This is a genomic window from Paenibacillus sp. FSL M8-0212 (assembly GCF_038004645.1).
Lineage (GTDB): Bacteria > Bacillota > Bacilli > Paenibacillales > Paenibacillaceae > Paenibacillus.
Map to the genome: position 1 here is coordinate 5,320,606 of NZ_JBBORP010000001.1, position 14,028 is coordinate 5,334,633.

Genomic DNA, 14,028 nt, shown 5'->3' on the forward strand with positions numbered 1-14,028 from the left:
TAACTTAAAAATACAAAGTGATCGGGGTGCCGTATGTCTATTTTTAAGAAACAGGAATCGTATTGGGCAAGCCGATTTGAAGATGATGATCATCTTGTTCATTTGCCTTATTGCAAAACAACCTCCAAACACCCAGACGATACGCAGCACCAGAATGCTATATATAAGTCTTTGTCAGCCGATGTTTCATATAAAATCAAGTCCATGTCGCGCAATGCTCCTATGGCGATATATACGATCTTATTAACGGGAGTTCAGTGTCTGTTATATAAATACACGAATGAAACCAAGATGATTATTGGCATACCTACGATGGAAGAAAAGAACAATGATCTATTGCTCTCGAATAAGGTTCTTGTCTTAAAAAATAATATCAATCATGCGATGACATTCAAATCCTTATTTAATCAAGTGAAGACCAGTTTAACCGAAGCTGTTCAGCATCAACGAATCCCTTTCAGAAAAATGGTTGAACGTTTAAATGTTCAGTATGATTCGAACCATGTACCTCTGATTCATACCTTGGTTTCGTTGAATGAAATTCATCCTGCCCTTGATGAAAATAACGTAAAAGCGGCGACAATGTTCCACTTTGATCTGGAGAACGACTCCATTCAGTTAAGATTAGTTTATGATGATGATCGTTATGATCGAGAGTATATGGTTCAAGTTGTAGAACATCTTGACCAATTATTATCCGTTGTGCTGAACCAACCTGATCTGGAGTTAAGTCATGTCGATATGTTATCAGAGTTTCATCGAAACAAGCTGTTATATGACTTTAACGATACAAGGGTTGAGTATCCACAGAACAGAACGATGCATCAATTATTTGAAGAACAGGTGGAACGAACACCGGACCATCCGGCAGTCGTATTTGAGAATAGACAGTTAACGTACAGAGAGTTAAATCAAAAATCCAACCAATTGGCCCGATTGCTTCAAGCTAAGGGGGTGCAGGCGGGTCAGTTCGTTGGCATTATGGCAGAGCGCTCACTTGAGATGATCATAGGTTTATTCGGTATTCTAAAAGCTGGCGGGGCATATGTCCCAATCGATCCGGAATATCCGGCAGATCGTATTCATTACATCCTTGAGGATTCGAAAGTGGCTTGGTTGCTGCATCAAGGTCATATACAGAAGCCGGAACATTATGCAGGGACATGTGTCATTCTGGATTCTGAAATAAATCACCATGATCATCATTTAAATTTGGAAGATGGAGCGATCTCCAGTGATTTGGCATACATGATCTACACGTCTGGAACAACAGGTCATCCCAAAGGCGTAATGATTGAACATACCAGCATTGTGAATTCCCTGCAATGGAAATCGGATTTTTATCATTTTACCGGAGATGATCGGGTATTAATGCTGAATCCCTTCGTTTTTGATTCATTTATTACTCATTTCTTTGGTCCGATGATATCTGGCTCGACAGTGTATTTGTTAAACCAGCAACAGTGTAAAGATGCTATAGCCATCAATACGATGGTCAAAAAACAGCAAATCACGCATATCCAAAGTCCACCCAGTTTCTTGATGACACTATTGGAACAAGTAAGCGCGGAACATTGGGCATCCATGAAAAATGTGGTGGCTGCGGGAGAGAAGATTGTTCCTGCCTTAATACACAAATTGCAGCGCATCAATCCACGCATCGAAGTGTGTAATGAATACGGTCCAACCGAAAATAGTGTTGTATCCACAGTTCTGTCGATCAAGTCGGCAGATCAAAATATCTCAATCGGGAAGCCTATTGCGAACAATAGGGTCTACATTTTAGGAGAACGGAATGAATTGCAGCCTATTGGAGTTCAGGGAGAATTATGTGTAGCCGGAGCAGGGCTATCCAGAGGTTACTTGAACCGTCCAGATCTGACTGCGGAGAAATTCGTGGATGATCCATTTGTTTCGGGAGCGAAAATGTACAAGACAGGTGACTTCGCAAGATGGCTGCCCGATGGGAACATAGAGTATATAGGAAGGGTAGATCATCAAGAGAAAATTCGTGGACACCGGATTGAACTTGGTGAAGTGGAGACGGCTCTTCTAAATAGTACCCAGATAAAAGAGGCCATCGTAATAGCCAGAGAAGATGAAACGGGAACCAAACAATTATGTGCGTACCTGGTAGGAGAGGACGCAATCACGATCGGGGAACTGCGGGAGGCTTTGTACCAGCAGCTGCCAAACTACATGATTCCGTCCTATTTTGTACAGCTCGATCAGATGCCGCTCACGTCTAACGGGAAAATCAATCGCAAAGCTTTGCCTGCTCCCAAAGAACATATGTTGAAGGGCATGGAGTACGAAGCACCCCGAACGATGGTGGAACAACAACTTGTATCGATCTGGGAAGAGGTACTTGGGGTAGAGAACATTGGGATTTTGGATAATTTCTTCGAGCTTGGAGGAGATTCGATTAAATCCATTCAAGTCTCTTCAAGGTTATATCAAGCAGGTTACCAGGTACAGATGGATCATCTGTTTAAAAATCCAACCATAGCAAGCTTGATTCCCTATGTTCAACCCATAAGTACCCTGTCAGAACAGGGAATCATCACTGGAAAAGTGATGCTGACTCCAATCCAGCATTGGTTTTTTGAGCAATACAAGGTGGACGCCCATCATTATAATCAGTCCGTGATGTTGTATCGGAAAGAAGGTTTTCACGAAGCCACACTTCGCCGTGTATTCTATAAATTGAGTGAGCATCATGATGCACTTCGTATGGTATATCGCCATACGGAGCGGGGGTATGAAGCGTGGAATGAAGGGTTGGCAAGAGAACCCTTATATACACTTGAAGTGATGGACTTTAAGTCATTAGCAGATCCGTCTCAAGAAATCGAGAAGAAAGCAAATGAAATGCAAAGCAAGTTTAACGTGGAACGTGGACCCTTGATGAAGCTGGGCGTATTTCAATGTGCAGACGGAGATCATCTAATAATCGTTATTCATCATCTAGTCATCGACGGAGTTTCATGGCGAATTTTGATCGAAGACCTATCGAGGGGTTATGAACAATTAAGTGATGGCGAACCCATTCAACTACCGCAAAAAACGGCTTCCTTTCAATTATGGGCAGAACAGCTCCAGTTGTATGCGAACAGTGATGCGATAAAGCAAGAGATTGCATATTGGAATGAAATTGAAAAAGCAACCTATAAGTCGTTACCTACAGATTTTAAAGCGGATCATGCACTGGAAAAAGACAGTGAAGAAATCACGATGGAATGGTCAGCGGCAGAAACGGAGCAATTATTAAAACAAGCGAATCGTGCGTATAAAACGGAGATTAGCGATTTGCTGCTCAATGCACTAGGCATGTCTATTCACCAATGGACAGGCATGGATAAAGTGTTGGTCAATCTGGAGGGACATGGAAGAGAACAAATTATACCGGATCTCGATATTACACGAACGATCGGATGGTTTACAAGCCAGTATCCGGTTGTACTTGATATGGAAACAAGTTCAAATATGTCGCTTTTCATCAAAACAAACAAAGAAATAATTCGTCAAATCCCTAAAAAAGGGATTGGTTATGGTATTTTACGATATTTAAGTGCACAGCAGCAAGAAACTCCTTTTACCTTAAATCCTGAAATTAGCTTTAACTATTTGGGACAATTTGATCAGGATCTTCAGAATAGCGGGATGCAGATCTCTCCCTATCCAGGCGGAGCAACAGCAAGCGACAATCACAGAAGAAATGTTCTTATCGATATGAATGCCTTAATTGTGGAAGGCAAATTGACGTTGTCACTTCGGTATAGTCGCACACAATATCAAAAAGAAACGATGGAGCGAGTGGCAACATATTTTAGAGATCATCTGCAAGAAATCGTGATACATTGTGTGACAAAAGAGAAGCCGGAATGTACACCAAGTGATCTAACGTTAAAAGGAATTACGATTGAAGAATTAGAAGGATTTGTTCAAGAGTCGGAACACATTGGTGAAATCGAAGATATATATGCTTTGTCACCGATGCAAAATGGGATGTTCTTTCATCATTTGCTTCATTCAAAATCGGAAGCGTATTTCCTTCAAACCACGCTGGATCTTCATGGTCCGTTAGACGTGGAAGCTTTTACGAAGAGTCTGGATCAGTTGATGCAGCGAAATTCGATTCTCAGAACAAATTTTCATAGCAAATGGAAGAATGGACCTCTGCAAGTGGTATACCGTCATAAACGGAATGGGCTAACATACGAAGATTTGCGTGAGATGAACGAAGAAGATCGTGAAGCATACGTGGCAGAATATACAAGAGCAGATAAAATAAAAGGTTTCGACCTGTCTCAGGATGTGTTAATGCGTATTTCGATCTTGCGAATGCATGACCAAACCTATCGTTTCATTTGGAATTATCATCATATTTTGATGGATGGCTGGTGCCTGTCTCTTTTAATCCAGGAGTTGTTTGATGGATACTTTGCTATTCAGGAACAACGAAAACTGGAGGCAAAGAGTACGATTCCATACAAACATTATATTGAATGGCTGGACAACCAAGATCATGAAGAGTCCCTGAAATACTGGCGTGACTATATGGAAGGTTATGATGAGCAGACCACTTTGCCAAAAGAACATTCAATTACGAAGAGTGATGAATATCATTCAGAGCATATGATTTGTACATTAAGTCAGGAATTAACCGGACAAATCGCACATGTGGCCAGTCAGAATCAGGTGACGCTGAATACGTTCATGCAAACAGCCTGGGGAATGTTGCTACAGATATATAACGGCAGTGAGGATGTCGTATTCGGAAGCGTGGTGTCGGGCAGACCTGCGGCGATTGTTGGAGTTGAGCGAATCATCGGTTTATTCATCAATACCATTCCTGTACGCGTTCAGACTCAAGGTAACGAGACATTTGCAGCGGTTATGAAGCGGAATCAGGAACAAGCTGTGGCTTCGCATCCACATGACACGTATCCGTTATACGAGATTCAAGCGGAAACATCGCAAAAACAAAATTTGATTGATCATATCCTGATATTCGAGAATTATCCTGTACAGGGCATTATGGAACAGTTTGGGGATCAGGAGGAGACAGCTCTTCGGATTACGAATGTAGAAGCAGATGAACAAACGAATTATGACTTTAACCTGATTATCAAACCAGGCCAATCCATGAAATGTATGTTCTATTACAATGCTAACGTTTATGATCGGTCAAGCGTAGAACGGATTCAAGGTCACTTGATTCGAATGCTGGAGCAAGTGGTCAACAATCCGCTTATCCCTATCCATGACATTGACTTGACGACAACACAGGAGAAAACACAAATTTTGGAACAGTTTAATGATTCTATGGCTGAATACCCAATGGACAAGACGATTCATGGACTGTTTGAGGAACAAGTGGCAAGAACTCCTGCACACGTTGCGGTTGTATTCGAGGATCAACATTTGACCTATCAAGGGCTGAACGAGAAAGCCAACCAATTGGCAAGAACGTTGAAGGCTAAAGGCATTCAAAATGATCAGTTAATCGGGATCATCGCTGATCGTTCGCTAGACATGGTTGTAGGAATCCTTGCGATTCTGAAAGCGGGTGGCGCATACGTGCCGATTGATCCTGAATATCCGGAGGATCGTATAAACTACATGCTTGAGGATTCGGGTGTACATGTATTATTGCTGCAAAGTCATTTGCAAGAACGCATCTCTTTTGCAGGAGAGGTCGTTTGTTTGGATCAACCTGAGTCCTATCATGAAGATCATTCCAACTTGGGAGTGACTGCTGCACCAACAGGCTTGACATATGTAATTTATACCTCAGGAACAACAGGTAAACCAAAAGGGACATGTATTGAACATAAAAATGTGGTGCGATTGTTGTTCAATAGTAAAAATTTGTTTGATTTTAATGCATCAGATACATGGACATTATTCCATTCTTTTTGTTTTGATTTTTCGGTATGGGAAATGTATGGGGCATTGCTCTATGGCGGAAAACTGGTTATTGTACCTCAAATGACGGCAAAAAGTCCGGAACAATTTCTACAATTGTTAAAAGACGAGCAAGTGACGATATTGAATCAAACGCCAACGTATTTCTATCATCTTCTTCAGGAAGAACGGGCAGGTCATGCAGCAGATCTGAAATTAAGAAAAGTGATTTTTGGAGGAGAAGCCCTCAATCCCGTGTTATTGAAGGAATGGAAGCTGAAATATCCATTTGTCCAGTTAATTAATATGTATGGGATAACCGAAACGACGGTTCATGTAACGTATAAGGAAATAACCGACATTGAAATACATGCTGGAAAGAGCAATATTGGAAAACCAATCCCAACGTTGCAGACCTATATTTTGGATCAACATCAACGCATTCAACCGATCGGTGTTCAGGGAGAATTAGTTGTAGCAGGTGAGGGCCTTGCCAGAGGGTATCTGAACCGGCCTGATTTAACCGCAGAGAAATTTGTTGATCACCCCTGGATTACAGAAGGGAAAATGTATCGCACAGGAGATGCCGCAAGATGGCTGCCGGATGGAAATATTGAATATCTGGGACGAATCGATCATCAAGTGAAAATTCGCGGTTACCGAATTGAGCTTGGCGAAGTGGAAACTGCGCTTTTGCAAATAGACTCCATTCAGGAAGCAGTCGTTATTGCCCGTGAGCATGAGGATGGTTCGAAGCAGTTGTGTGCGTATTGGAAAGGCCACAGCTCACTGACGGCGAAGAAAATCAGAATGGCATTATCTCATGAAATTCCGGATTATATGATCCCGTCTTATTTTGTTCAATTAGAGCATATACCGTTAACTTCCAATGGGAAGGTTGACCGTAAGGCATTGCCATCTCCACAAGAACATATGCAAAAAGGGACCGAGTATATGGCGCCGCAGAACGCTGTAGAACAAGCGATCGTCTCTGCCTGGGAAGCTGTGCTTGGTGTGCAGAAGATTAGCACATCAGATCATTTCTTTGAACTCGGGGGTGATTCGATTAAATGTATTCAAGTTTCCTCACGACTGCTTCAAGCAGGGTATAAAGTGGAAATGAAGCATTTCTTCACCTATCCGACAGTAGCGGAGTTGAGTGAACACGTTACATCGGTGAGTACTATTTCTGACCAAGGGGAAGTTACGGGACAAGTGATGCTGACACCTGTTCAGCGCTGGTTCTTTGATCAAAATATGGTGGACGCACATCATTACAATCAGGAAATGATGTTCTTTCGTGAAAAAGGGTTTGATGTCCGCTTTATTCACAGCATCATGGATAAGATCGTTAAACAGCATGATGCTCTCCGCATCCTTTATCGTCAAGCGCCTGAAGGTGGATATGAAGCGTGGAATCGAGGGGCAGACGAAGATGGATTATACAGCCTTGAAATCGTTGATCTCAAAACAGAAGCAGATCCTGCATCGTTCATTGAAAATAAAGCAAAAGAAATTCAGAGCGGTATGGATCTGTCTCACGGGCCTTTGATCAAACTTGGGTTGTTCCAATGTGCTGTAGGGGATCACCTGCTTATTGCCATCCATCATTTGTTGGTAGACGGGGTTTCATGGCGTATTTTATATGAAGATATTCAGACAGGACATGATCAGTTCTTGAGAGGCCAAGAAATCCAGCTTCCTCAAAAAACGACCTCGTTTAAACAATGGGCAGAACAATTGTCTACGTTTGCAGATAGCCCGGCGATGAAGCAAGAGAATCCATACTGGAGTCGTGTGGAGCAGGCCCAGCTAAGCCCGCTGCCAAAAGATATGGATTGTGATGAGACGATTGGCAAAGATAGTGAAACGATCACCATTCATTGGACAGCAGCGGAAACGGAGCAATTATTAAAGCAGACACATCATGCGTACAATACGGAAATTAATGATATATTGCTAACGGCATTGGGAATGGCAGTTCATGATTGGACAGACATGGGAGAAATTCTCGTAAATCTGGAAGGGCATGGTAGAGAAGACATCCTGCCAGAGCTGGACATTACGCGTACAGTGGGATGGTTTACGAGCATGTACCCCGTTATGATTATGATGGAGTCCGGGACTGACTTATCAAGGAAGATTAAGACCGTCAAGGAAGGACTGCGCCAGATCCCAACCAAGGGCATTGGTTACGGTATTTCGAGGTATTTGTCACATGGAGATGAAGAATTCAAGTTAGAGAAAAATCCCGAAATTAGTTTCAACTATATGGGACAGGTGAATCAGGATTCGGGCCAAGATGGTATTAAATTTTCGCATTATTCCAGCGGGCCATCTGTAAGTGAAAACAACAAGAGACCATTTGTGCTGAATATCAATGGCATTGTTACAGAGGGTCGGTTGTCGCTGTCCATCAACTATAGTTCAAAACAATATCGCCGGGAAACGATGGAGCGATTGGCTTGTCTCTATAAGGAAGGTCTTAATAGAGTCGTTGAACATTGTGTAACGAAGGAACAAACCGAGCTGACGCCAAGTGATATTTCATGCAAGTCATTAACCATTGATCAATTGGATCAAATCGTGGAACAAACTGGGCACATCGGTCGAATCGAAAATGTGTATCCACTTACACCATTACAGAAGGAAATGTTGTACGAAAGTGAACGGAATCCAATTTCCGGCGCTTACTTTGTACAAATCATGTTTGACATGCGTGGAGATTTTGATGTTACCTCTTTTGCGCAAAGCTTGGATCAATTAATGCAAAGGCATGCGATATTAAGAACTAATTTTTATAGTGATTTCGTGGACATCCCTCTTCAAATCGTGTATCAAGAGAAGAAATTTGAATTTAACTATGAATTTGTAGCTGGCACAAGTGAGCTGCAACGTAAAACGTATGTTGACGAGTATATCGAGCAGGACAAGGCGAGAGGATTTGACTTACAACGAGATTCTCTAATACGCATGTCTGTTTTACGAACAAAGCCTGAGGAATACCGCGTCATATGGAGTTTTCACCATATTTTGATGGACGGCTGGTGTATGTCTCTGGTAAGCAAAGAGATATTTGAAAATTATTTTGCGATTCGGGAAAATAGAAAACCTCAAGTGACTCTATTAACACCTTATAGTCAATTCATTGAATGGCTGGAACAGCAAGATCATCAAGGTGCAATAACGTATTGGAGTCATTACCTGGAAGGTTATGAAGGGCAAACGAAATTGCCTGGAGAAAAAATCAAACCAAAACATGAAAGACAGGATTCCAGAACGCTAAACTGTTATTTGAATGATGTACTGGTCGAGCAAATGAAACAGATTGCGGAACAGCAGCATGTAACGCTCCATACGTTAGTGCAGACGGTCTGGGGTGTATTGTTGCAGCAATACAATGAAAGCAATGATGTTGTATTCGGAAGTGTTGTGTCGGGCAGACCACCTGTCATTCCTGGGATCGAAAGTATGATTGGATTATTTATTAATGCGATTCCTGTTCGTATCCAGGCTCAGGCCGATGAGTCATTTATAACTCTAATGAAGAGGAATCAGGCACAAGCTGTGGAGTCACATGCATATGATACGTATTCGTTATATGATATTCAAAATCTGACCAAGCAAAAACAATCTCTGATTAACCATGTTGTTGTATATCAGAACTTCCCGGTAGAGAACCGAATGGAGAGTCTGGGTCAGAAAGGTGAAACACCGCTTGAGATTATGAATGTTGGGGGTACAGAACACAATAGTTTTGATTTTACTTTGATTGTCAAACCTCATGAAAATATGAAGATCATATTGATGTACAATGCCAATGTGTATGACTTATCTACCGTTGAACAGATTCAAAAACACTTTATTTCCATGATTCAACAGGTGGTAAGTAATCCGGAAGTTAAAATAAACGAACTTGCGTTGAATACGTCCAACAGTTATTAATGCACAAGTAATGGGCCGCTCCAAAAGTGAGTTTCCTCCTCACTCAAAGCGCTAACGAATCTGACGCGTCTTAAGAGGTAGATTCGATGTGAACGGCAAACTTTAACGAACCTCAGTAACGTTATTTCATCATATCAGGGTGTGAGAACCTAAAAAACGACCCAATCGACGAATTAACGTCTCTGTGATTCGTTACACCACAGACCTGTGCAAGTCAGAGCGAATAGCGTGTGCCAGGTTCATTAGAACAAAATAACGTTAATAAGGGATGTCCTCAGTCATGCTCATGACTTATGGCATCCCCTTTTTATGCTCCATTAATGATGCAAAGGAACTGCCTGAAGCTGAGGGTGGTTATGATTGAATGGAATGCATTTCCGTATACATTTTGATCGACCTTTTAACAATTCCTCCCTTCTGACCGATATATAATAAGTACATCTATGTAATGAGAAAGTGAAAGGAGTGCAGAACATGGATATTGCAGCATTATCAATGGCGATGAGCCAAGCTTCAGTAGTGCAGTCGGCAAGCTTACAAGTGATGTCGATTACGAAAGACATGGCACAGCAGCAAGGCCAGCAGATGGCGGAAATGTTGAAGTCAGTGCCTGCTCCTCATCCCAATCTGGGTGGAAGTCTCGATCTTTCGGTTTAGTTGAAATTACACATGTGTCCTCATGTAACACCCATTGCAGCAAGCAAAACCCAAACAGCTCAATTCGAATGAATTGAAGCCGTTTGGGTTGTTTTTTCTACATAGTCATTCCAAAATTACGATTCTTTTTATTACGATCTTCTCAGCGAAACTTTGACAAACTTGGCAATCTGCCTTCAAAGGGCAGTGTGTCCTTCAATGTCCATAACTCATCGTAACTGGAAATCTGAAGATCGGCTTTGGACAAGTCCTGGTTGCCTGATCCCGGATTACGATATCCGATGCAGCGCATGCCTGCACTTTTGGCGGCTTGAACACCATTGCGCGAGTCCTCGATCACCAGACAATTCGAAGGGGATGCACCAATCATCTCAGCGGTGGTCAGGAAAATATCTGGTGCCGGCTTGCCGTTTGTAACTTCCTCACCTGTCATTCGCATCTCAAAGTATTGTCCAAGTCCGGTTTTGTCCATGATCAAATCAATCAGTGCACGTGGAGAGGAAGAAGCAACGGCTATGGGAATGTGTTGCTCATGCAGCCAGCTTAACCAGCGTTCCACGGAAGGCATTGCTGTCAGATTCGGATGGGCAAGCATGGTTTGCATCACATTATGCTGATGATAAGCAAATATTTCTTCTAGCGTAGCTGTCAGCTGATGTTTGTCCAATACTTGCTGCCACATGGACTCCAGCGTAACGCCAACATAAGTGTGGTGTTCTTCTTCCGTCATCACTGCGCCAAAATGGGCAAAGGAGCTACGCTCAATCTCGAAATAAATCGGTTCGCTGTCAATCAGTACACCATCCATGTCAAAAATGACTGCTTGGATGATGTCATCATCGGCCGCTCCCAGTCCGCCAAACTCTTGGTTTGCTACCATGTTGTATTCCTCCTCCAGGATTGTGTAAACATAGATCTCTAATTTAATTCATTCATGGTTAGCTTTCCACTTTAGAAACTGGAACCACTGGATTGCAACACTACTTTAATAGCATGTGAGGCGGCTTGAAGTGTGCGTCCCTGAATATCGCAGCCAAGTGTGCGGAAAGCCTCTTCGTAATCCTCCAATGGGAAGGAGTGGGTGATGATTTTTTTTGCCGGAATAATCCCTTGTTCAATCATATAATGTGCGGTTGCAAATGTGCCCAGAGAATCAATGGAACCAATAATTTTCAGACTGCGGTCCACGACTTCTTTTGGATTAAAGGACGTATTTCCATCTCTTAGACCTACCAGCATCAGATAACCGCCGCTGGCGAGCTGGGAAAGTACTTGTGTGCCCACAACGCCCGTTGTATCAACAATCATATCGACCTGATGGGTTGCGGGTGACAGCGATTCTATTGCACTTTCGAAGGATGAATGAACTTCCCAACGATCAGGTGCAATGGAACCGGCAATGGCTAAGCGTTCTTCGGAGATGTCGACCAGACAGCCGGTAACCCCTTTGGAAGCGAGCGCATAGCTGTACAGAATGCCAATCGGGCCTGCGCCAAGGATGATCGTTCTGAAATTCGGCAGAAGATGGATCTGATTAATCCCCGTCAGCATACAACTGAGCGGTTCCGTCAAAGTTGCTTCTTCATAGCTCACATGATCCTTCAATTTGTACAAAAAACGATCCTCGGTCACATAATAATCTGTAAATGTTCCGTCAGCACTCACACCTGTCTCGGTAACAGACTTATGTGTGCAATGATTTTGTCTGCCTGTTCTGCACATGTCACATTGTCCGCAATAGTAGGTAGGATCGATCACAACACGGTCGCCCGGTTGTAATGTCGTTACCGCAGAGCCAACATCAATGACTTCCCCGGCAGACTCATGACCGAGAATGACAGAAGGAACCGCATGATATTTACCGCTGACAATGCCTAGATCGGTACCACATACTCCGGTTGCTCGAATACGAACCAACACCTGATTATCTCTTGTAATTTCCGGGACAGGCCGTTCCTCAAGCGCCACATCCCAAGCCGATTTGTATACCAATGCAAGCATGATATAACCTCCTTGTAATTATATAAAATATAAAAATAGCGATTCATCTTAAACAGTTTTTGACAAGATACGAAAGTAGTGAAGGGGACGAAATCGATTCTGGAGAAGCGAAGCGTTAGCCTAAAAGCTTTCTGAAAGAAAGCTGCTTCGGAAGCATACGCTATCAACGGATTTTTCCCTTGGGAAAGGAAAATCAAGAAAATCCGTGGATAACAGCGATCATAAGAACGATTCGTAACCGAAACGACCACTTCGAACAGTTGCATTGAAATGTTTTAATTAACGCTGGCAAGCACCGAATCCAGCCGCTCTACAATCTCAACCAGCTCGTCTTCGGTTGTCGTAAGGGAAGGCCGGACCTTAACAACGTTACCGAAGCCATATCTTGAACTTCTCAAGATTAGATGCTCATCTGTAAAAGCACGGTCAACGATGGCATTGGTTTTGAGCGTATCGGGTTCATTACCGTCACCTACGATCTCTAACCCCCACATTAACCCGACACCACGAGCTTCCCCGATACTTGGGTATTTCGTAGCCAATTCATGCAGCAATTCACCCAGAATTTCACCTTTGCGTTTTACGGCATCCAGAAACCCGGGTTCGGATACCACTTCCAAGGTGGATTTGGCAGCGGTTACGGAGATCAGATTGCTTCCAGAGGTGAAGGAGTGTTCGTGCTTTTCGAGCACATTCAGCCGGGATTGCATTAATACCGCAGCAACAGGTACACCGATCCCGCCAAGACCTTTTGCAAGGGTAATCATATCAGGCTGGATATCAAACAGTTCGCTGGCGAACATGGTTCCGGTACGACCGATGCCTGTCTGCACTTCGTCAGCAATAAGAATAATATTGTACTCATCACACAGTTTACGCAGACGTTTGAAATACCCGGCGGGAGGGATGATGTTGCCGCCATTTCCAAGAATGGGTTCGATAATCATGCATGCGACTGAGCCGGAACTTGCATATTCTATCGCATCAGATATAGCTTCAACGCATTGATAGCCGCAGTCTCCATTTGAGGATTTGAATGGGCAGCGATAACAGTATGGGGCAGGTACATGGACAGCGTTAGCCACAGCCGAATTGGGGAACCGTTTCCGCCGGAAGGCATTCCCCGAAATCCCGGTGGCAAATTGGGTCTGCCCATGATGGGACAGATACAGGCTGATGATGTCTGTTGATTCGGTATACTTCTGTGCAATTTTGGTTGCACATTCGTTGGCAGTTGAACCAGTGATATCCCGCATCCATCCGGCATTAATGTCGTTTGGAGCATATTCGATTAAGTGATCAAGCACTTCATTTACGTACGGTTCGGTGAAGGAGGAAGACATATGCGTCAGATTGCCGACTTGTTCCTGAATTTTGCTGACAACATGTGGGTGATTATAGCCCAGTGACAGATTGAACGTGCCCGACACGCCATCCAGGTATTCAACACCTGAATCGTCAATCAACTTAATCCCTTTTCCGGCTATGAAGCGGTTGTTGGTTAAAGTTTGCATA

The 14,028-nt window shown here is 43.1% G+C and carries 5 protein-coding genes; 2 read left to right on the forward strand and 3 right to left on the reverse strand.

All coding sequences use genetic code 11. The annotated features are described in order from the left end of the window. Positions 1 to 33 precede the first annotated feature (33 nt). Positions 34 to 9,855, forward strand: coding sequence for an amino acid adenylation domain-containing protein (locus tag MKX68_RS23475; protein WP_340914227.1), 9,822 nt, complete (start codon positions 34 to 36; stop codon positions 9,853 to 9,855). Positions 9,856 to 10,329: 474 nt separating this feature from the next. Then, positions 10,330 to 10,512, forward strand: a complete 183-nt coding sequence (locus tag MKX68_RS23480; RefSeq protein WP_017687882.1) for a YjfB family protein — start codon at positions 10,330 to 10,332, stop codon at positions 10,510 to 10,512. A 142-nt stretch (positions 10,513 to 10,654) separates the two neighbouring features. On the opposite strand, the gene MKX68_RS23485 is transcribed toward MKX68_RS23480, so the two are convergent. The 3 genes from MKX68_RS23485 to MKX68_RS23495 form a co-directional block, all read right to left on the reverse strand. Beyond that, a complete protein-coding gene (locus MKX68_RS23485; protein ID WP_340914229.1) occupies positions 10,655 to 11,392 on the reverse strand; it encodes an HAD family hydrolase in 738 nt (245 codons plus the stop codon). Positions 11,393 to 11,463: 71 nt separating this feature from the next. Then, positions 11,464 to 12,513, reverse strand: coding sequence for a zinc-dependent alcohol dehydrogenase (locus MKX68_RS23490; RefSeq protein ID WP_340914230.1), 1,050 nt, complete (start codon positions 12,511 to 12,513; stop codon positions 11,464 to 11,466). 275 nt (positions 12,514 to 12,788) lie between these two features. After that, positions 12,789 to 14,027, reverse strand: a complete 1,239-nt coding sequence (locus tag MKX68_RS23495) for an aspartate aminotransferase family protein (protein ID WP_310336288.1) — start codon at positions 14,025 to 14,027, stop codon at positions 12,789 to 12,791. Position 14,028 lies beyond the last annotated feature (1 nt).